Consider the following 20,145-nt stretch of genomic DNA (forward strand, 5'->3'; position numbering starts at 1 on the left):
CTCGTTCTTTCGGCGCTCAAAGCCAGCCGAGAGCGGTTGCCGCACGGATCGCCTCCGCCCGACGCTGGCAACCGAGCTTACGAAACAGATTTCCGAGGTGAAACTTCACGGTCACCTCAGAAATGCTGAGCGTATTGGCGATGCGCTTGTTGGACATGCCGCTGGCAATCAATTGCATCATCTGCGCCTCGCGTTGCGACAGGCCACCTTGCAGTGCGCGGGCTTGGGGCGAATTCACGGAGGCGGCAAAGAGCGAGAGTGCAGTGCGGACATCGGATGATGTCTCGATGAAGCCGCGAATACGTTCGTTCTTCAACAGCGGGGAAAGAAAGATGCGTTCCTCGGAGAGCACGCCATGGCATCCGAGGCGGGTCGACGCTTCGAGCGCGGACAGGAGGTGAGCACGGGTTGCCGCTCTATCGCGGCGTTGGTAGGCGGCATAGCTGTGCCAGAGTTGCAGCGCGACCTTCTCGCGGTTCGTCACCTTGGGGTTGGCGATCAGCGCGTCGATCTGACGTGAGAGATAGGGACGGGGCGTCGCAAGGCGGACAGCATCGCGCAGCCAGGCCATTGTGTAGGAGATCTCGTCGCGCCTCGTCAGGCGCGTCAGCTCTTCATGCGCGCTCTCGACCCAGTTGCGGCCGATCCGCATGCGGACCGCCGAAAGCGTGGCAGCAGCATCGCCCCAGCGATCGGCATTCTGGTAGGCGATGGCCGTTCGGATTTCCATCATGGCGTGGAACTGCAGCCCCTCTGACAGATGAATCCAAAGTCCGTCGAGAAATCCTGGCCGTATCGCCATCGGAAAATGGTCCGCTAGAATCTGCGAGGCGTAGTGAAGGGCAAATTGCATGAGGCTGGGCCAGATTTCGGCGGCGGCGAAACCGTCGAATTCGCCTTGAACGAATTGGAGGAGATCGCGCGGCTGCCCTGCTTCATAGGCAATACAGGCTTCCACCAGGCGCAGCATGCGGAATTCCGCCTCCGCCATGTGCGGCACCTGCTCTAGCTTGAGGCGGGCATCTTTTGCGGCGCGCCTTGCAAACAGCGCATCGCCGCTCATCAGCCGCAACACCGCCTGATGCAGGTGAATGAAGAATTCGAGCAGTGGCTGGCCGCCCATGTGGCCAAGGTAGATCAGCGCCCGGGCGGCGGCGGCTTCCGCCTCCCGAAAGTTTCGACGGCGGATTTCGAACTCCAGCAGCGCATTGTAGTAGGCCGCCCATTTACCGTGATCGCCCATGGGGTAATCAGCCATGAATTCCCCGAGGCGGGTGATCATAGCGTCGGTGGGCATCAGATCCTCGGAGATCATGAGGTTGAGCCTGAAGGTTCGGGCAGCGAAGGAGAAGCGCGATCCGCGCAGCAAGACCTTGAGCGGGTCCAGATAATCCGAGCCCAGATGTTTGCCGACGAGATGGCGGACACGCTGTAGCTCCCCGAGTTTCAATAGCATCCGCGCGAGCGCGAAAAGCACGATCTCGTTGGTCGCGATCATTTCGTGAGAGAAGCGCATGATGATGTCACGGAAGGCATCAAGGCTATTTCTGTATATCAGCTCCAGCCCTCGGGAACGCTCAAGAATCTGCGCTGCATGTGCCTCGTGCCCGTGGTCGAGAAGCAAGGTCATGGCCGCCAGTGCCCGCCCAGCTTTTTCGAAGGCAGATGCGACTTCGATGACGGCGACAGTGTTCTCGAATGTCGCGAGACGCTCGCTAACGGCGATGACGAGAAGCTGACGGAGCTCGATGTGCTTGTCCGGCTCATCGATGAGGAGGGGAGGCAGCAAGTCCGCCCAGTCCTCGTTGGCGGTCGGTATCGGTGTTTCAAGCCAGATCGAGAGGGTGGCGGTTTGCGCAGGTGAAAGGTGACCCAGAAAATTCTCGCGCAAGTAATCGACAGCCAGGCGAGGAGCTTTGGAACCGACCAGCGGCAGGAAGGCGGGCCAGCCAGCGTAATGCTCAAGAAGGCTGCGTGCGTCTTCCGCCGGCAAGCCGCTCAATTCTTCCGCCAAGAAGGTCAATTCGTCCGCACGGATCGTCGTCGAGCCGCGATGAAGAATGAGACGCGCCAATCCGCTGATGCGCTGGTCTGGACGACAGGCAACGACCAGTATGTCGATGTTTTCCAGCAATGGTGCGGAGAGGCGCGCCGACCGAGCCGAGACCGGCACGTCCCAGAAAAGCCACCCGTCCTCGATGTCGCTCATGCGAGGTTGCTGCAAGTTGCATACATGCTTGCCCATACCCTCGGCGGCCATGGAAAGCGTGACGGTCTTTCCTGCTCCAGCAGGGGCTCGCAGAAAGATGACACCGGCTCGTTGCTCGGCGATGCGATGGCAAAGGCGTTGGCGAGGGATCGGTGCATCCATGTCGCTTTGTAAGCGATCGCGGATGAATAACCTATACCTTAAAGCCAAAAAACTATACTTTTGACTAGTTGTTCGCCGCCCGCAGATGAGGATTGTTGTCTGTCAGTTAGCTGGCGAACAAGGAACCTCCCGTCGATGCAGCAACATCCGTTGGTCGCGATCCTGACGCGGCTCGGCACGTTCGTGCTGGTCATGATCGCGCTCTCAATCATGATTTTCGCGCTTGCGCGCGTCGTGCCGGGCGATCCGGCGCGCATGGCACTCGGTCCGGCGGCAACGCAGGAACAGGTCGATGCTCTGCGCGCGCAAATGGGTTTGGATAAGCCGCTGCCGGTGCAATATGCCGAGTATGTCGGCAAGGCGCTGCGCGGCGATCTCGGCATGTCTCTGGTCTCGCAGCGTCCTGTTACCACCGATCTGGAGCAGACCGTGCCGGCGACCGTCGAGCTGGTGCTCGTCTCGGTGATCTTCATGTTCGTGGTGGCTATCCCGCTCGGTGTGATCACAGCCCATTTCCGCGATCGCGCACTGGATCATATCGGCCGTATCCTGTCGCTGACTGGGGTCACTATCCCAAGCTTCCTGTTTGCGATCAGTCTGCAGTTGCTGGCGGCTCGCTGTTTGCCGAACTGGCCGATCATCGGTCGCCTCGATCATTCCCTAAGCTTTCAGGCCGGTCCGACCGGGTTCCTGTTGATCGACAGCCTGACGGCCGGTCGTCTGAACGTGTTTCTCGACGCACTCCAGCATCTCATCCTGCCAGCCTTCGCGCTCGCCATGGCCGGCATTGGACAGATTACCCGTATCACCCGGTCCTCCATGCTTGAGAACCAGCGCAAGGACCATGTCCTGACCCTTCAGAGCTTCGGCGTGCCCGAGCGGGTCATCATTTTCCGCTATCTCCTCAAGCTGTCGTCGATCGCGCCGCTGACGATCATGGGGCTCGAATTCGCCTCGCTCATCGGCAATGCCTTCGTCATCGAGATGGTGTTTGCCTGGGGCGGCTTTGCCTCCTACGGACTGAACGCCATTCTGCAGAAAGACCTCAATGCCGTGACTGCCGTGGTGCTGGTCGCCGGCCTGTTTTTCATCGTTGCGAACCTGGTCGTGGATGTCCTGATCTCGATCATCGACCCGCGCCAGCGCCGCAGGGAGGCACGCTGATGGCCGATATGAAGATGCTTGATGCCTCCGATCGCGCACTGAGCACGGGCTACATGATGTGGTATCGCTTCAGCCGCAACCCGGCTGCGGTGATCGGCACGCTGATCCTGATTTCCGTTGTCGTGCTTGCAGTCTTTGCTCCCTGGCTCACGCCCTATCCGAAGCATGTAGGCGCTGTCGTCGACTTCCGCGCCAGGCATGTCGCGCCGGATGCCACCCATTGGTTCGGCACCGACAAGGTGGGCCGGGATATTTTTTCCCGCACCGTTTTCGGCATGCGCGTTTCCCTGCTTCTGGTGATCGGCGTGCTCGGCATTTCCGTGCCGATCGGCACGGTGCTCGGCCTGATCGCCGGTTACTTCGGCGGCTGGGTCGAAAAGATCATCACGGGTCTGACGAACGTCATGCTGGCGATGCCGCCGCTCGTCATGGCGCTTGCCGTGTCGAACCTGCTTGAGCCGAACCTGATGAACGCGATGATCGCCATCACGCTGCTGTGGTGGACATGGCATGCGCGGTTGATCTACTCCGTTTCCAAGTCCATCGCGTCGGAAGACTATATCGAAGCAGCCCGGCTTGCCGGAGCCGGACCCATGCACATCCTGTTCCGCGAAATTCTGCCGAATTGTGTTGCGGTCATTTCCGTCAAGACGACCTTGGATGCGGCTTTCGTCATCCTGTTCGGCGCCACCCTCAGCTTCCTTGGCTTCGGCGTGAAGCCGCCCATTCCCGACCTCGGTTCCATGGTCGCCGATGGCCGCCAGTTTATGCCCAGTTATTGGTGGGAAGTCGTCTGCCCCGGTGCCGCGGTCTTTTACGTGACGCTCGGGTTCAATCTCCTAGGCGACGGCTTGCGCGACATGTTTGATGTGGAGGGCTGATTCCATGACAGAGCCGCTTCTCAAGATCGACGCTCTCAACGTCTCGTTCACGACCTACGGCCGCACCCGTCAGGTGCTGCGCGATATCGCCCTGACTGTCGCAGCCGGCGAACGCGTCGCACTGATCGGCGAAACCGGATCAGGCAAGTCGGTGACGGCAAAGGCAATCATCGGCACTTTGCCGAAGAACGCCACCATCAGTTCCGGCACCATCTCTGTCGCGGGTCGTGATGTCCTTAAAATGCAGCGACGGGAGCGCGAGGCGCTGAAAGGCACCGCCTTTTCTTTGATCATGCAGGATCCACTTTCCTCCTTTAATCCGGTCTTCAAGATCGGCACGCATCTCGACGATGTCATGCGTTTTGCCGACAAGCGCGATGGTATCCGTTCGTCGAAGGCCGAGCGCCGTACGCGGATTGCTGCCGTCTTGCGGCGCGTGCAGCTTGCCGATGGCGAACGTGTGATGAATGCCTATCCGTCCGAACTTTCGGGTGGCATGCGCCAGCGCGTCCTGATCGGGCTTGCGTTGCTTCATCAGCCGAAGCTCTTGATTGCCGATGAACCGGGCACGGCGCTTGACGTGACGACGCAAGACGAGATCCTCAATCTCATCAACCAGCTGGTGGTCGAGGAGGGTATGGCTCTTCTCATGATCACCCACAATCTCGGTGTCGTGCGCAAGGTTGCGGATCGTGTGGTGGTCATGCATCACGGCGATATCGTCGAGGCCGGCCTTTGTCGCGAGATTCTGACCAGCCCGCAGCAGCCTTATACCAAGGCGCTTCTCGATGCTGTACCGCCTCTTTATGGCGACCGCGTCGTCGATCTGCCGCAGAGCGATCGTGCTCCCATCGTCAAGGTGGAGGGGCTGAACAAGATCTACGGCAGGAAGCCCGGCTTCCATGCCGTTCGCGACGTGAACCTGACGCTGCGTCAAGGCGAAATCTTCGGATTGGCCGGCGAGTCCGGCTCGGGCAAGACGTCGGTCGCACGCATCATCATGGAATTGTCGCGCCCGACGTCGGGCAGCGTGGCCATCGACGCGCCGGCCCCGGGGCGTGGCAGGCGGCTGACGCAGATCGTCTATCAAAATCCCGGCACCTCGCTCAATCCCAAGCGCAACGTCCAGCAAACACTGGCGCTGCCCTTGAAATCCATCGGCATGGATCGGCCGGCTCGCGAAGCGCGGATGAAGCAGCTCATGCATCTCGTGCGCCTGCCGCAATCCTACTTGGCAAAGTACCCTCATGAGCTTTCCGGCGGCCAGAAGCAGCGTGTGGCGATTGCACGTGCGCTTGCTGCCGAGCCGAAGATCCTGATCCTGGACGAGCCGACGGCAGCGCTTGACGTGTCGGTGCAGAAAACCGTGATCGAGCTGCTGTTGCAGCTGCGCGAAGAACTTGGTCTCACCTATCTGATGATCTCGCATGACCTATCGCTGATGCGCAATTTCTGCTCGCGCATCGCCATCATGCTGCGAGGCGAGATCGTCGAGGAAGGACCGACGCCGGCGGTCTTTGCCGCACCCAATCACCCCTACACACGCGCGCTGATAGCCGCCATTCCCGTCGTCACCGACGCAGAAGAGCGCCTGAAGCCCAGCGTGAGCGAGGAAGAGCGCATGCGCTTCCTCGTCAAAACCACAGACTGATCGAAGAGGAGCCTAACGTGTATCGCGTTGGAATTGACGTCGGCGGCACCAATACGGATGCTGTCGTCCTTGAGGGAAAAACTGTTCTGGCGGGGGTCAAGGCCTCGACGACAGAAGACGTGACGTCGGGCGTGATCGAGGCGCTGGAGAAGGTCATCGAGGCCTCCGGCATCGATCGTACCCGCATCGTAGCCGTCATGATCGGCACAACGCATTTCACCAATGCTGTCATCGAGCGCCGTCATATGGACGAGGTTGCGGCCATCCGCCTGAGCTTGCCGTCGGGCGCCGGTCTGCCGCCCATGGTTGATTGGCCCGATGACCTGCGCGAGATCGTCGGCAATCACGGCTATCAGGTCAAAGGTGGCTACGAGTTCGATGGCCGCGAACTTTCGCCGCTCGACGAGGATGCCATCGTGCGCATCGCCGGCGAAATCCGGTCAAAGGGCTTGAAGGCCGCCGCGGTGACCTGCGTTTTCAGCGGCATCAACGATGCCATGGAGTTGCGAGCCAAGGAAATTCTGCAGCAGCATTGCCCCGGCCTGCCTGTCGTCATGTCGAAGGATATCGGCCGTCATGGCCTGCTGGCCCGCGAAAGTGCGGCGATTATGAATGCGAGCCTGCTGTCGCTTGCGGATCGCACCGTCGCTGCCTTCGGCAAGGCGCTTGTCGCTGCCGGCATCCCATGCCCGTTCTACATCACGCAGAACGACGGCACGCTGATGGCTGCCGATGTCGTACGCGCTTTCCCGGTGCTGACCTTTGCCTCCGGTCCGACCAATTCCATGCGTGGGGCAGCGTTCCTGACTGGGCTGAAGGATGCCGTCGTCGTTGACATTGGCGGCACGACCTCGGACGTCGGCTCTCTCTCGCACGGCTTCCCCCGCCAGGCCTCTACGACGGTCGATATTGGCGGGGTCCGCACCAATTTCCGTATGCCTGACGTCTTCTCGATCGGCCTGGGTGGCGGCTCGCTCGTCGTCAACGGCGATACGGCTATCACCGTCGGACCTAAGTCGGTCGGCTATCGCGTGCGCCAAGAAGCCATGTGCTTCGGCGGCACGACACTCACGGCAACCGACATCGCTGTAGCAGCCGGCAAGGCCGAAATCGGTGACAGTGCGCTCGTCACCAAACTCGACAAGAGACTAATTGATGCGGCAGTGGCAAAGATCAACGCCATGCTGGAGGCTTGCGTCGAGCGGAGCCGCATTTCCTCTACGCCGGTGCCGGTCATCGCAGTCGGCGGCGGCTCGATCCTGATGCCTGATCGCATCGGTGATCTCCAGGTGATCATGCCGGAAAATTTTGCCGTCGCAAACGCCGTTGGTGCCGCCATCGCCCAGATCAGCGGCGAGACGGATCGGGTCTTCTCGCTTGTCGATGGCCGCACGCGCGAGAGCGCGCTTGCCGAGGCGGAAGCCGAAGCGCGTGAAAAGGCAATCGCTGCCGGTGCCCTTGCAGAAACCCTTGAAGTTATCGAGCGCGAGGACACGCCGCTTGCCTATCTGCCAGGCAACGCCACGCGCATTCACGTCAAAGTCGTCGGTGAAATGGGAGGCCATCATGCCTGAGACGCGCAAGCAGAAATACGACGATGCCGCCCTGCGCCGGCTGACGCCCGAGGATCTCGATGCGCTGGAAATCGGAGCGGGCATTCTCGGCACCGGTGGCGGCGGCAACCCCTATCAGGGCAAGCTCCTCGTCCTCGAAGCCATGAAGGCTGGCTACGAGATGAAGGTTCTCGCGACAGACGCCATCGAGCCTGACGCCCTTTGCATGTCGATCGGCGGCATCGGCGCACCCGTCGTCGGCGTCGAGCGCATCCGCGAGGGGCGTGAAGGATTGCGGTGCCTGCGTGCCATGGAAGAGCTTATCCGTACGCCGATCGATGCCATCGTCTGCGAGGAAATCGGCGGCGCGAATTCCATGAACCCGCTGGTCACAGCGGCTCTTGGCGGTCTGCCGATCCTCGATTGTGACGGGATGGGCCGGGCCTTTCCCGAAATGCAGATGACGACCTTTTCGATTTATGGCCACAGCTCGACGCCGTCGGTCATGTGCGATCTGCACGGCAATGCGGTGATCTTCAGCCATGCCGTATCTGAAGTTTGGCACGAACGTATGGCTCGCGCCTGCGTCGTGGCGCAAGGCGGCGGCGCGATGCTGGCAACGGCGCCGATGCAGGCTCACTACGTCCACCAGTACGGCATCCCAAAGAGCTTCACCAAGGCGATCGCGCTTGGCGAAGCGGTGATCCGCGCACGCAGGGCGCAGGAAGATCCGATCGCCGCGGTTTGCGCGCTGGAAGGCGGGCGGCGAGTGTTCAACGGCAAGATCACCGACCTGAAGCGTCATCTGCGCGGCGGCTTCGTCATCGGCGATATGGAACTGGCCGGCTTCGACGATTGCAACGGCCAGACGGCGAACGTGGCGATCCAGAACGAGTTCCTGGTCTTCCGTCGTGACGGCGTGATCGAAGTCTGCGTGCCGGATCTAATCGTGCTGCTCGACGTCGATACAGGCTATCCGATCACCACCGAAATGCTGCGCTACGGCCAGCGCGTCGCCGTTGTCGCCATTCCCTGCCACGAGCTGTTGCGCAGCGCGCGCGCGCTCGATGTCGTTGGCCCGGCCGCGTTCGGATATCCGGAGATCACCTATTCCCCGCTGCCAGCCCCAGGGCAGAAGGCAGCCTAACCATAAGCGGGGCAGTTCCCGCACAAAGAGGAGAACTTGAATGAAGATGGGTTCCAACGGTCTGCGTCTTTCGTCGCTTCTGCTTGCCGGTGCCATGGCATTGCCGCTGACCTCGGTTGCGGCATCGGCCGCCGACAAGGTGTCGATTGCCGTCAACACGATGCAGATTTTCAGCTCGCTCGATCCGGCGAAGGTCACCGACTACACGGGCTACATGGCCATCGTGAACATGTATGATGCCCTGACGACGGTCAGTCCTTCGGGCGAGATCGTGCCGCATCTGGCAAAATCCTGGGAGATTTCGCAGGACGGCCTGACCTATACGTTCCATCTTCGCGACGATGCCAAGTTCCAGGACGGTAAGCCTGTGAAGGCCTCCGATTTCGTCTGGTCAATTCAGCGTTTGATCGGCATCAACAAGGGCCCATCCAATCTCGTCGTCGGCCTCGTGAAGCCCGAAAACGTCACCGCACCGGACGAGAAGACCGTCGTCGTCAAACTAGATCGCCAGTTCTCGCCGTTCATGGCCGTCACACCGCTGATGATGGCGCTGAACGAGAAGCTGATCGAAGCCAACTCCAAGCCGGATGACAAATGGGGCGAAGCCTATGTCGGCGAGCACTCCGCCGGCTCCGGCCCCTACAAGCTCGTCAGCTACAATCGCTCCGCCGATATGGTGATCGCTCGCAACGCCGATTATTTCCTCGGCTGGACCAAGGGAACGCCGATCGACGAGGTGCGCTTCGTCCAGACAAGCGACGACGCTACCGTCAAGGCGCTGGCGGAAAAGGGCGAGCTCGGTCTCTCCTCGCATGGCCTCGGCAATGATACCTATGAAACGATCGGCAAGATGCCGGGCTATAAGCTGCTCCAGTCGACGACGGCGGGTGGCTTCGTCATCAAGCTGAACAGCAAGGTCTATCCGACCGACGACGTGCATGTGCGGCGCGCGATTGCCTATGCCACCGACTACAAGACCATCCAGGAGGCGATCTACCCCGGCTTCGACATGACCGGTCCGCTTTCGACCGTCTTCAAGGACTCCCATAGCAACGATATCCAGCCCGGCGTTTTTGATCTCGAAAAGGCGAAGGAAGAGCTCGCCAAATCGAAATATGCCGGCCAGAAGATCACGCTGGTCAACAGCTACGTCGCCTCGCTTGCCTTTGAATCCGAGGTCGCGCTGCTGATGCAGGCCAATCTCGAACAGATCGGCATTACGCTCGATATCAAGCCCGAGCCCTGGAACCGCATCGTCGAGCTTTCGTCGAAGCCGGAAACCACGCCGGCGTCGACGCAAGTCAACATCTCGCCCAATTATCCGTCACCGGACGCGATCTTCTACAACCAGTACCACTCAAAGGCTTCAGGCACCTGGATGTCGATGGAATGGCTGCAGAATCCCGAGGTCGACGCACTGATCGACAAGGCGCGGGCGACCACTGACATCAAGGGTCAGAATGCGACCTACAAGGAACTGCAGGCAAAGCTCGCCGAGCTGCAGCCCGACGTGTGGGCAGTATCGCCGAACCGGCGCTATGCAGCGAACAAGTGCTTGCAGGGCTACGCGTTCATTCCCATGCAGAGCTGGGATCTGAATTTCTCGAACTTCCATTGGGACTGCAAGGCGAACTGATCTTCGCCTGCACAGGACATCGACCCGGCCCCATTCGGGGTCGGGACAGCTAGTGCAACTCCGGGAAAAGTGCGGAGCGGTTTTCCGTCCGGAATTGCGAGGAAACAAAGAGATAGAGCGGCCCAGAGTTCCGTGAAATGCTGAACCGCTCTATTGCCGAAGGTGAAACATGCTTCAGGAATTCGCCGAAGAAAATATCGAGCCGCTCGCAACGGGAGCCTGGATCCTGGGAACCGGAGGCGGTGGCAATCCCTATATTTCGACCCTCAATCTTCGAAGGCTCTATGCCGAAGGTCGTCGCGTACAGGTGATGGATCCGATGGCGCTCGATGATGACGACATGGTTGCCGTCGTCTCGAAGATGGGGGCGCCGCTTGTGGGACAGGAGCGTCTAAGTGATCCCGTGCATCTGGCGCGTGCGGTCGAGGTCATGGAGGATTATCTCGGCAAGCCGTTCCGCGCGATCATGAGCGTCGAGATTGGCGGCTCGAATGCGCTGTCCTCCTTCCTCGCTGCCGCGATGCTGGGCAGGCCGGTCGTCAACGCCGATGCGATGGGACGTGCCTATCCCGAGGCGCAGATGACCTCCTTCGCCATCGGCAATCTGCCGATGTATCCGCTTTCCCTGGTCGACGTGCGCGACAACGAGGTCATCGTCACCAAGGCTGCGTCCTGGAAGTGGATGGAGCGGATTTCGCGCAAGGTCTGTACGGAGGTTGGCTCGACGGCCGCCACCTGCAAGGCGCCGCGCACCGGCCGTGAGGTGAAAGATTGGGGCATTCACTACACCATCACCAAGGCGACTGAACTTGGCCGCGCCGTCATCGAGGCGCGTGCGCGTCACGACGACCCGATAAAGGCGGTCCTCGATCACGAGGGCGGCAAGCAATTGTTTCGCGGCAAGGTGATCGATGTGGCGCGTGAAACCACCGGCGGCTTCCTGCGCGGTCGGACCGTCATCGAAGGCATCGATGCTGACAAGGGTTCGCGCATGGAGCTTGCCTTCCAGAATGAATGGGCCGTCGCCTTCCGCGATGGCGAACCGGTAGCGATGACACCGGATCTTCTTTGCCTTCTCGACACGATTTCCGGCGGCGCCATCGGCACCGAGTCTGTGCGCTATGGCCAGCGCGTGACCGTTGTCGCCCTGCCGGCTCCGGAGCTCCTGACCACGCCCGCGGGGATCGCTGCTGTCGGCCCGCGTGCTTTCGGCTATGACATTGATTTCAGATCGGTATTCGCATGAAGCGCATCGGTATTGACGTTGGCGGCACCAATACGGATGCCGTTCTGATCGACGGTGAAAAGATCATCGCCTCCATCAAGGTTCCCACGACACAGGATGTGATGTCCGGTGTAAAAGCGGCCCTGAGCCATGTCGCCGGCCATGTCGGCGGATCCGGCCGGCCGATCGACGCCGTGATGATCGGCACCACGCATTTCACCAACGCCGTCGTCGAGCGGGCGCGGCTGGAACGTGTGGCTGCTATCCGCATTGCGCTTCCGACCGGTGCGTCCCTGCCGCCGATGTGCGATTGGCCTGACGATCTGCGCGCGGCCGTCGATCCGCTGATCTTCATGGTTCACGGCGGCCATGAGTATGACGGCAGTCCGCTCGTGCCCATGATCCCCGACGAAATCCGCGAAGCGGCCATGAAGATCCGCGATGCCGGTATCACATCTATCGCGATATCGGCGACCTTCTCGCCGTTGACGACCGAATGCGAGGTCAAGGCTGCAGAGATCGTTCGTTCGGTGATCCCCGATGCAAGGATTACGCTGTCGCACACGCTTGGGCGGATCGGCCTGCTCGAGCGCGAAAATGTCGCGCTTCTCAATGCAGCACTGCAGTCACTCGGCAGGACGACGGTACAGGCATTTTCGGATGCGCTGCGCGAAGCAGGCGTTACAGCCCCCTTCTATCTGACGCAGAATGACGGCACGGTCGCTCTGGCTGATGTCGCCGCGACCAATCCGGTTCACAGCTTTGCATCCGGCCCGACGAATTCGATGCGGGGCGCAGCCTTTCTCACCGGCTTGAGCGATGCCATGGTCATCGATGTCGGCGGCACGACATCGGATATCGGCTGCCTCGTTGGTGGCTTCCCGCGCGAGGCCAACAACATCGTCCATATCGGCGGCGTGCGCACGCTGTTCCGCATGCCGGATCTTCTGCCGATCGCACTTGGCGGCGGAACAATCATCGATCCGGAAACAGGCAAGGTCGGCCCGCGTTCGGTTGGCTATCGCATCCTGACGGAGGCGCGCGTCTTCGGCGGCAACACGCTGACGACGTCGGACGTCGCCGTCGCCGCCGGTCTGATCGAGATGGGAGACAAGGATCGCGTTCGCGACCTCGATCCGGCCTTCGTGAAGGCGAGCCTCGGACGCATCCGCGACATGGTGACAGACAGCTTCGACCAGATGAAGACCTCGGCGGAGGATGTGCAACTGATCGCCGTCGGCGGCGGCGCCTTCCTGATCCCCGATAAGATCGCGGGTGCTTCAGAGGTTCTTCGCGTCGAAAATGCCGGCGTTGCCAATGCGCTTGGCGCTGCGATGGCGCAGGTTTCGGGCGAAGTCGACCAGGTGTTCTCGGGGTTGAGCCGCAACGAAGCTCTCGCGAAGGCAGAGGCGGAGGCTCAGAACGCGGCAGTTGCTTCCGGCGCCAGCCGCGCCAGTCTGAAGACGCTCGAAGTCGAGGACATTCCAATTGCTTATCTGCCTGGCGGTGCGCGGCGCGTAAGAGTAAGGGTCATCGGCGATATCGCCTTTAAATGAATCGCGGTGCCCGATCGTCTTGGTTGGACGCCACTTATGGGAGCGGCATTCGGCGCACAGGAAGCGCTGATGCTGGATCGGAGCAGGAAATGATGAAAATTGCGCTGGCCATTCATGGCGGTTGTGGTGTCATGCCGGAAAATAGCATGACACCGGAGGAGTGGGCGGGAGCGCGACGCGATCTCGGTGCGGCTCTGCGTGCAGGTTATGCGCTGCTGAAGACTGGTGGCAGCGCTGTTGATGCCGTCGAGGCAGCCGTCGTTGTCATGGAAGACAGCCCGCACTTCAATGCCGGTCATGGCGCGGCCCTCAACGAAAATGGCGCGCACGAACTCGATGCATCGATCATGGACGGCGCGACGTTGGAAGCGGGTGCCATCAGCGCATCGCATGCGATCCGCAATCCGGTCAAGGCAGCCCGTCTGTTGATGGAGGATGGTCGCGCGGTTTACATAACCGGTCCCGCGGCAGATCGTTTCGCTGAGGAAAAAGGCCTCCCGGTCGAACCGCAATCCTATTTCACCACGCAGAAACGGGTCGATGCGCTGCAAGCCATGAAACGGCACGCCGCTGCCGGTACTGAAGGGACCGAAAACGAAAAACACGGCACCGTCGGCGCAGTGGCCCTCGATGCTGCTGGCCATCTCGCCGCTGCAACGTCAACCGGCGGCTATACAAACAAGCCTGACGGACGGGTGGGCGACAGCCCGGTCATTGGCGCGGGCACTTATGCGCGCGACGGCGTCTGTGCAGTTTCTGGCACAGGCAAGGGTGAGTTCTTCATCCGCTATGTCGTTGGACACGAGATCGCATCTCGGATGGCCTATCTCAAGCAGGATATCGCGGTCGCGACGGACGGGCTTATCAACCATGATCTGGCCCCGCATCAGATCGGCGCCGGATTGGTTGCCCTGGATGCCCAGGGTATTGTCGCTGCGCCCTACAATACGCCGGGGATGTTCCGTGGCTGGGTGACGCCGGAAGGCAAGGCTTTCGTTGCGACGCACGAAGAGGTCTACGAGGTCGAACTCTAGAAGGTCTGCTTAAGCAAGGCTGCGACTTTCGGTGCCTTTGACATGGGAGGCCGCGTCGCAGCCTCTAGCGCGTAAGGGTATAGCGAGCCTGGAGGATCGTTTCACCGCGTGACCGCGAAAAAAGCTCTCTGCTGTCAAGCTGGGTGAAGCCCAGTTTTGTCAGCACATGGCCAGATGCAGGGTTATCGACGGCGCGGCCGGAAACGAGGCTCGACAATCCTACCTCAGAAAAGGCGAACTCGATCAGCGCCTGGGCGGCTTCAAAGGCATAGCCCTTGCCCCAGGCCACTTTTTCCAGCCAATAACCGAGGCTGCCTTCGCCGGCGGCAATGCCGTCGACATCGACGATCCCGATCATCCTTCCTTCTCGCTCGATAGCGAAGCGATAAGCAGTCCCTTCGGCCCATTCCAGCTCATGGCAAGCAAACCAGGTCTCCATGTCTTCCCGGTCGGCAGGATAGGTGGCGTTAGCCAACATGCGCGCCACATCCCAGTCGCTCTGGATTTCCAAAGCCCTTTGCGCATCGGCAACGGATGTCGGTCGTAGGGTGAGGCGGGCTGTGCGGATATGTGAGCGGGAGATGGACTTTGTGATCATGGTAGGCGCCCTTGCAGATTGAGCATCAAATGCCATGTCGCGATTAAATTGCAATCCTCCCGGCCGACAATATCTAGTCAGGTTGGGGTGCGGCCGTCGTTTCGCCTTCGGCGAGCTCGCAGGCAAACAGGACCGGGTCGTCGACATCAGGCACCGGTCGTTCATTCAGGAGAACCGCCACCGCCGCCGCTGCAATCTTCGGGATCGGCTGCTTCACCGTCGTCAGCCGGGGGATCGTCATGTTTGAGAGAGGAATGCCGTCGAAGCCGACGATGGAAAGCGCTGCGGGGATCGGGATGCCGAGATCATAGGCCGCCCTCATGCAGCCGATCGCCTGCTGGTCCGAACTCGCAAAAATGGCGGTCGGGCGCTCGTGGCGGGCACGGGCGAGGAGATAGTTTCCGGCCGAACGGCCACTTTCGTAGTCGAAACCTGCCTCGGCGATCAGCGGCGGTTCTGCCAATCGTCCACCGTCGCCGGCCTGTTTCATGGCATCGAGATAACCCCTCAGGCGGTCATTGGCAGGAACGGAACCCTCCGGACCTGAAATGAAACCGATGCGGCGATGACCAAGCTTCAGCAGATAGTCGATGCCAAGTCTAACCCCGCTGCGATGATCCGAAGCAATCCCGGAATATCCGGGCATGAGGCGATCGATGACGACGATCGGTAGCCCCTTAGGTAGCTTCAGCGTATGGAAATCGTTGCTGGGAACGAGGATGATGCCATCGACTTTCCTGCTGGTCAGTTGCCCGATCCGGTCTGCCTCCTTGGCGGGATGGTCGAAGGACGTCATGACGATAATGTTGTAGCCGTGCTTGGCCGCGGCCTGTTCTGCAGATTGGACCAGTTCCGAGAAGAAGGGATTGGTCAGATCCGGAATGACGATCCCGATGAGGCGGCTGACCTTGCTGCGCATGCTCCTTGCGGAGGGGTCGGGCATGTAACCGAGTTCTTTGATGATGCCGCTGACGCGCGCTCTCACTTCCTGTGTGACGGAAGGATGCTCATTCAAGACTCTCGAAACCGTCCCGGTAGAAACCCCTGCGAGTTTGGCGACGTCTCGAATTCCGACTTTTGGCATCACGGAAACATGTGTCCTTCATCTTCGGCAGCAAAAGATCCCTGATCCAGGCTTGCTGCCAACGGTCTCTAGCGCCTTCGTCATGGCGTCGCACTCTAAATTTGACGACCGTTGCGGCCATACAAAGAAAACAGCAAGACGTCTCGTGGAAACGGTTCAATAGATATAGTGCAGCATATTTCGATAATTGCAATTGCCTCCGATTTTATGGGCGTTTTCACAGCCTTGACAATCCTCGGAGGCATTGCTACCCAGTAGGTGTTTGGAAACGGTTCATTGCCGCAGGCAACTCAGATGGAGCTGAGCTTCGGACCGTTCGGGAGGAGAGAAATGTCAAATTCCAAAAAGCATGAATCTGTCTTGATCAATGCCCCGCGCCGTACGGCGCTGAAGCTCGGCCTTGCAGGCACGTTGGCGCTTGCCCTATCCTGCGGCGTCTCGCCGGCCTTTGCCGCCGGTAAGCCCAAGGTCGGTCTGATCATGAAATCCTTGTCCAATGAGTTCTTCAAGCAGATGAAGGCCGGTGCGGACAAATATGCGGCCGAAAACAAGGACAAGTTCGACTTCAAGGCCGTCGGCATGAAGGACGAACGTGACTTTGCCTCACAGGTCGATGCCGTCGAAAACTTCGTGACGCAGAAATACGATATCATCGTTGTGGCCCCCGCAGATTCGAAGGCCATGGCTACGCCGCTTGCAAAGGCAGTGAAAGCCGGCGTCAAGGTCATCAACATCGACGTGCCGCTCGATGCGGACGCCAAGAAGGCAGCCGGTATCGATCTGGCTTTCTTCGGGCCCGACAATGCCGAGGGTGCCAAGCTCGCAGGTGACGCGCTGGCCAAGGATCTGGGTCCCGGCGCAAAGGTCGTGATTCTGGAAGGCAATCCCGAGGCCGACAACGCCAAGGAGCGCAAGGTCGGCTTCATGGACTCCATCAAGGCCGGCAAGCTCGAGCTCCTCGATAGCAAGACGGCACATTGGGAGACCGAAGAAGCCAATACTGTCATGACGAATTTCCTGACCAAGTATAAGGATATTCAGGGCGTCATGGCCGCAAACGACTCCATGGCTCTCGGCGTCGTCAAGGCGCTCGACGCGTCCGGCCAGAGCGGCAAGATCAAGGTCGTCGGCTTCGACAACATCCCATCCGTCAAGCCCTTGATCAAGGATGGCAAGATGCTTGCCACCGTCGAACAGTATGGCGCGGAAATGGCGGCCATGGGCATCAAGTACGGCCTTCGCGAGTATGCAGGCGAAAAGTTCACGGGCTGGGTCAAGACGGATGTCACGCTCGTCACCGCCAAGGACATCAAGTAGTCCGAGGTCTAGGCTATAAGCGCAATGGAGGCGCCGGTCGTTGACCGGCGCTATCCGTTACCCAACCGTCTTCCTCGCTGAATGCCCAGGATGAGGCTCGCTTCCGAGCACCCTGCACATAGCACTCGGAGGGTTGGCCATCTCCCATTCGACATAGAACATGCATGAGGTGGACGTGTCAGTCACAGATGATGACTTCATTCTGAAGCTGGAAGGAATAGGCAAACGTTTCCCGGGCGTTGTCGCGCTGAAGGACGTTTCCATACAGATTGGCCGCGGCAAGGGCCACATTTTGCTCGGCGAAAACGGCGCTGGAAAGTCCACGCTGATCAATCTTCTTGGGGGCGTATTCAAGCCGGACGACGGACAGATTCTGTTCGATGGCGAAATCTATAGTCCGACATCTCCGCTCGAAGCGTTCAAGGCGGGCATCCGCGTCATCCATCAGGAACTGCACCCTCTTTCCAACCTTACGGTTGCTGAAAATCTGCTCTTCGAGCATATCCCGCGTCGCTATGGCCTGGTGAATTACAAAGAAATGAACAGCAGAGCGGCAGAGCTGTTGGCGGAGGTCGGGCTCGACGTCGCGCCAACAACGCCGGCGAGCCGTCTCAGTGTTGCCCAGCTTCAGCTGCTCGAGATCGCCAAGGCGCTCTGCTATGAAAGCAAGCTTCTGGTTCTCGACGAGCCGACGGCGACCCTGACCTCCAAGGAGGTCGATCGTCTCTTCGAAATCCTGAGACGGCTGAAGGCACGTGGCGTCACGACGCTCTATATCTCGCACCGGCTGGAGGAGATTTTCGAAGTCGGCGACGATGTGACTGTGCTTCGCGACGGCCAGCAGGTGATCACCCGCCCGCTGGCAGGGCTGGGCATTCCGGAGATCGTCGAGCTCATGGTCGGCAGGACGCTCTCACATCACAACGCCTTTCGCGGTGACAGCGTCATCGCCGGTGAGGCGCTCGGTGTTTCGGGCTTGAAGGTCACGCGCAACAGCCCGGAACTGTCCTTTTCCGTTGCCAAGGGTGAAATCGTCGGTATTGCTGGCCTGGTCGGCAGCGGTCGCACCGAGGCGGTTCGCGCGATATTCGGCGCGGACGCAAAGGCCGCCGGCGAAATTCGCATCGATGGCGAGTTGGTCGAAATCAATTCGCCGAAGGATGCTGTTGCGGCCGGACTGTGCCTGGCAACCGAAGACCGCAAGATGCAGGGGCTGATGCTCGACATGAGCTGCGCCGAAAATACCACCGTAACGGATCTCGGCAAGGTTTCACGCAACGGTCTGATCAGCCGCCGGGTCGAAGACGATTATTCGCAACGCCTCGTGCGGGAGCTGCGCATAAAGACGCCGTCCATACACCAGCTGGTCAGGACATTTTCCGGCGGCAATCAGCAAAAGGTCGTCATCGCGAAATGGCTGTTCCGCGGCCCGAAGGTCTTGATCTTCGATGAGCCGACGCGGGGGATCGACGTCGGTGCAAAGGCCGAAATTTATGATCTCCTGTGGAAATTCGCCGCCGAAGAAAAGGGCGTTCTGGTCGTATCCTCCGATCTGCCGGAGCTGATCGGCATATGCCACCGCATCATCGTCTTTTCGGACGGCAAGATCGCCGGAGAGATAGCCCGGGACCAATTCGAAGAGAGCAGGATCCTCTCGCTCGCCTACAAGGAGTACAGTCGTGTCCGGCAACATTGAAAGCAAAATCGAGGCGAGAGAAAGCAGCTTCTGGGACAAGCTCATTCGGATATCGATGAAGGAGGCCGGCGTCGCCATCGCGCTCGTCATCATCCTGATATTCTTCTCGGCAACGGCGCCCTATTTCGCGACGCCTGAGAATTTTCTGAAGATCTTCGTGCAGATCGCCATTAATACGGTGCTGGCCTCGGGCATGACCTTCGTCATTCTGACGGGCGGCATCGACCTCTCGGTCGGCTCGCTGCTTGCCCTTTGCACTGTTATCGGTGCGACGATCATGGTTGATCCGCGGTTCTCTCCCTGGCAGGCGATCGTGCTCGCATCGCTCGCTTCCATGGGCGCCGGTGCCGTACTTGGCGCGGTCAATGGCTGGGTGTGCGAGAAGTGGAAGCTACCGTCCTTCATCGTCACGCTCGGCATGCTGAACGTCGCGAGCGGTCTTGCGCGTGTCGTCAGCGACAATTCAACGATCACCGGCCTGCCACAACCATTTGTCGATTTCGGAAATCTGATCTTCTGGGGCGTATTGCCCTCGATCTTCCTCATCGCGATCGTTGTTGTGCTCATCGGCTGGTTCGTGCTGCGCTATACGGTATTCGGGCGCTTCGTCTTCGCGATCGGCACCAACGAGGAGGCGGTTCGTCTGTCGGGGCATGAACCGAAGAAGTTCAAGATTGCTGTCTTCACGATTTCCGGCTTGACGGCAGGCATCGCAGCCATGGTCTACCTGCTTCGCCTTAACGTCGGCAGCCCCGTCGCGGGTATCGGCTACGAGCTGAATGCCATTGCCGCAGTCATTATCGGCGGAACCAGCCTTTCGGGCGGCAAAGGGTCGATCATCGGTACGCTGGTGGGCGCCTGCATTCTGCAGGTACTGTCTACGGGGCTGCAGTTGCTCGGCGCGGACGACAATATCAAACCGATCGTCATCGGCGCTGTCATCGTGCTGGCTGTCATTCTCGACAGCTATCGTGGCCGCCTAATGCGGATACTCGAGACGCGCTGACACGCAGTCGAACCTTGGTGGGTGAGGTGCGGCGCGAGGGTTGCCTCGCGCCGTTTTCGTTGCTCCAGACATCGACCCGGAGCGTTGCGCTATTTCAGAAAACTCAAATATTTCCGGAGTTCCCGGCGTGCAATGCCGGTGGCGCGAGCCTTCGGATTTCTGCAGCAACGCGGTCGTTGTATACGGAAAAATATAATGCTAGCGATTGGGACTATCTCAGGAGAAT

Annotated in this window: 15 protein-coding genes; 12 read left to right on the forward strand and 3 right to left on the reverse strand. The window is 60.0% G+C overall.

What is annotated here, in order from left to right; all coding sequences use genetic code 11:
* Positions 1 to 16 precede the first annotated feature (16 nt).
* Positions 17 to 2,371, reverse strand: a complete 2,355-nt coding sequence (locus tag GGD46_RS15135) for a helix-turn-helix transcriptional regulator (protein WP_184705199.1) — start codon at positions 2,369 to 2,371, stop codon at positions 17 to 19.
* A 135-nt stretch (positions 2,372 to 2,506) separates the two neighbouring features.
* On the opposite strand from GGD46_RS15135, the gene GGD46_RS15140 reads away from it, so the two are divergent.
* The 9 genes from GGD46_RS15140 to GGD46_RS15180 all read left to right on the forward strand — a co-directional run bounded on the left by GGD46_RS15140 (position 2,507) and on the right by GGD46_RS15180 (position 14,218).
* Positions 2,507 to 3,535 (forward strand): ABC transporter permease, encoded by a 1,029-nt coding sequence (locus GGD46_RS15140; protein WP_184705201.1) that lies wholly within the window; start codon positions 2,507 to 2,509, stop codon positions 3,533 to 3,535.
* A complete protein-coding gene (locus GGD46_RS15145; RefSeq protein WP_184705203.1) occupies positions 3,535 to 4,416 on the forward strand; it encodes an ABC transporter permease in 882 nt (293 codons plus the stop codon). The genes GGD46_RS15140 and GGD46_RS15145 overlap by 1 nt, the downstream gene beginning before the upstream one ends.
* Before the next feature lie 4 nt (positions 4,417 to 4,420).
* Positions 4,421 to 6,067, forward strand: a complete 1,647-nt coding sequence (locus tag GGD46_RS15150; RefSeq protein WP_184705205.1) for an ABC transporter ATP-binding protein — start codon at positions 4,421 to 4,423, stop codon at positions 6,065 to 6,067.
* 17 nt (positions 6,068 to 6,084) lie between these two features.
* The gene (locus tag GGD46_RS15155; protein ID WP_184705207.1) at positions 6,085 to 7,641 is read left to right on the forward strand and encodes a hydantoinase/oxoprolinase N-terminal domain-containing protein; all 1,557 of its coding nucleotides are present in this window, start codon (positions 6,085 to 6,087) and stop codon (positions 7,639 to 7,641) included.
* Entirely contained in the window at positions 7,634 to 8,767 is a 1,134-nt protein-coding gene (locus GGD46_RS15160) for a DUF917 domain-containing protein (protein ID WP_184705210.1), read from the forward strand. The genes GGD46_RS15155 and GGD46_RS15160 overlap by 8 nt, the downstream gene beginning before the upstream one ends.
* Positions 8,768 to 8,807: 40 nt before the next feature.
* Positions 8,808 to 10,403: an ABC transporter substrate-binding protein gene (locus tag GGD46_RS15165; protein WP_184705212.1), complete on the forward strand. Its 1,596-nt coding sequence runs from the start codon at positions 8,808 to 8,810 to the stop codon at positions 10,401 to 10,403.
* Between the two features lie 169 nt (positions 10,404 to 10,572).
* Positions 10,573 to 11,649 (forward strand): DUF917 domain-containing protein, encoded by a 1,077-nt coding sequence (locus GGD46_RS15170; protein ID WP_184705214.1) that lies wholly within the window; start codon positions 10,573 to 10,575, stop codon positions 11,647 to 11,649.
* Complete coding sequence (locus GGD46_RS15175; protein ID WP_184705216.1) at positions 11,646 to 13,184, forward strand: hydantoinase/oxoprolinase N-terminal domain-containing protein; 1,539 nt, start codon at positions 11,646 to 11,648, stop codon at positions 13,182 to 13,184. The genes GGD46_RS15170 and GGD46_RS15175 overlap by 4 nt, the downstream gene beginning before the upstream one ends.
* A gap of 89 nt (positions 13,185 to 13,273) precedes the next feature.
* Positions 13,274 to 14,218, forward strand: coding sequence for an isoaspartyl peptidase/L-asparaginase family protein (locus GGD46_RS15180; protein ID WP_184705218.1), 945 nt, complete (start codon positions 13,274 to 13,276; stop codon positions 14,216 to 14,218).
* A gap of 64 nt (positions 14,219 to 14,282) precedes the next feature.
* Here the strand turns inward: GGD46_RS15180 and GGD46_RS15185 are convergent, their stop codons facing one another.
* Positions 14,283 to 14,816 carry a GNAT family N-acetyltransferase gene (locus tag GGD46_RS15185; protein WP_184705220.1) on the reverse strand — a complete coding sequence of 178 codons (534 nt, stop codon included), beginning with the start codon at positions 14,814 to 14,816 and terminating at the stop codon, positions 14,283 to 14,285.
* A 73-nt stretch (positions 14,817 to 14,889) separates the two neighbouring features.
* On the reverse strand, positions 14,890 to 15,900 hold the full coding sequence (locus tag GGD46_RS15190; RefSeq protein WP_184705607.1) for a LacI family DNA-binding transcriptional regulator: 1,011 nt from the start codon (positions 15,898 to 15,900) through the stop codon (positions 14,890 to 14,892).
* A gap of 330 nt (positions 15,901 to 16,230) precedes the next feature.
* Between GGD46_RS15190 and GGD46_RS15195 the strand changes: the two genes are divergently transcribed.
* The 3 genes from GGD46_RS15195 (at position 16,231) to GGD46_RS15205 (ending at position 19,919) form a co-directional block, all read left to right on the forward strand.
* Positions 16,231 to 17,217: a sugar ABC transporter substrate-binding protein gene (locus GGD46_RS15195; protein WP_184705221.1), complete on the forward strand. Its 987-nt coding sequence runs from the start codon at positions 16,231 to 16,233 to the stop codon at positions 17,215 to 17,217.
* Positions 17,218 to 17,377: 160 nt separating this feature from the next.
* The gene (locus GGD46_RS15200) at positions 17,378 to 18,913 is read left to right on the forward strand and encodes a sugar ABC transporter ATP-binding protein (protein ID WP_184705223.1); all 1,536 of its coding nucleotides are present in this window, start codon (positions 17,378 to 17,380) and stop codon (positions 18,911 to 18,913) included.
* Positions 18,897 to 19,919 (forward strand): ABC transporter permease, encoded by a 1,023-nt coding sequence (locus GGD46_RS15205; protein WP_184705225.1) that lies wholly within the window; start codon positions 18,897 to 18,899, stop codon positions 19,917 to 19,919. Before GGD46_RS15200 ends, GGD46_RS15205 begins: the two co-directional genes overlap by 17 nt.
* Positions 19,920 to 20,145: the final 226 nt, after the last annotated feature.

Source organism: Martinezella lusitana (assembly GCF_014207095.1).
GTDB classification, from domain to species: domain Bacteria; phylum Pseudomonadota; class Alphaproteobacteria; order Rhizobiales; family Rhizobiaceae; genus Rhizobium; species Rhizobium lusitanum_B.

What these genes read in the sequence shown, in the direction of transcription:
- GGD46_RS15135 (WP_184705199.1), bottom strand. Translation starts at nt 2,371, where the DNA reads ATGGATGCACCGATCCCTCGCCAACGCCTTTGCCATCGCATCGCCGAG.
- GGD46_RS15140 (WP_184705201.1), top strand. Translation starts at nt 2,507, where the DNA reads ATGCAGCAACATCCGTTGGTCGCGATCCTGACGCGGCTCGGCACGTTC.
- GGD46_RS15145 (WP_184705203.1), top strand. Translation starts at nt 3,535, where the DNA reads ATGGCCGATATGAAGATGCTTGATGCCTCCGATCGCGCACTGAGCACG.
- GGD46_RS15150 (WP_184705205.1), top strand. Translation starts at nt 4,421, where the DNA reads ATGACAGAGCCGCTTCTCAAGATCGACGCTCTCAACGTCTCGTTCACG.
- GGD46_RS15160 (WP_184705210.1), top strand. Translation starts at nt 7,634, where the DNA reads ATGCCTGAGACGCGCAAGCAGAAATACGACGATGCCGCCCTGCGCCGG.
- GGD46_RS15165 (WP_184705212.1), top strand. Translation starts at nt 8,808, where the DNA reads ATGAAGATGGGTTCCAACGGTCTGCGTCTTTCGTCGCTTCTGCTTGCC.
- GGD46_RS15170 (WP_184705214.1), top strand. Translation starts at nt 10,573, where the DNA reads ATGCTTCAGGAATTCGCCGAAGAAAATATCGAGCCGCTCGCAACGGGA.
- GGD46_RS15175 (WP_184705216.1), top strand. Translation starts at nt 11,646, where the DNA reads ATGAAGCGCATCGGTATTGACGTTGGCGGCACCAATACGGATGCCGTT.
- GGD46_RS15180 (WP_184705218.1), top strand. Translation starts at nt 13,274, where the DNA reads ATGATGAAAATTGCGCTGGCCATTCATGGCGGTTGTGGTGTCATGCCG.
- GGD46_RS15185 (WP_184705220.1), bottom strand. Translation starts at nt 14,816, where the DNA reads ATGATCACAAAGTCCATCTCCCGCTCACATATCCGCACAGCCCGCCTC.
- GGD46_RS15190 (WP_184705607.1), bottom strand. Translation starts at nt 15,900, where the DNA reads ATGCCAAAAGTCGGAATTCGAGACGTCGCCAAACTCGCAGGGGTTTCT.
- GGD46_RS15195 (WP_184705221.1), top strand. Translation starts at nt 16,231, where the DNA reads ATGTCAAATTCCAAAAAGCATGAATCTGTCTTGATCAATGCCCCGCGC.
- GGD46_RS15200 (WP_184705223.1), top strand. Translation starts at nt 17,378, where the DNA reads ATGCATGAGGTGGACGTGTCAGTCACAGATGATGACTTCATTCTGAAG.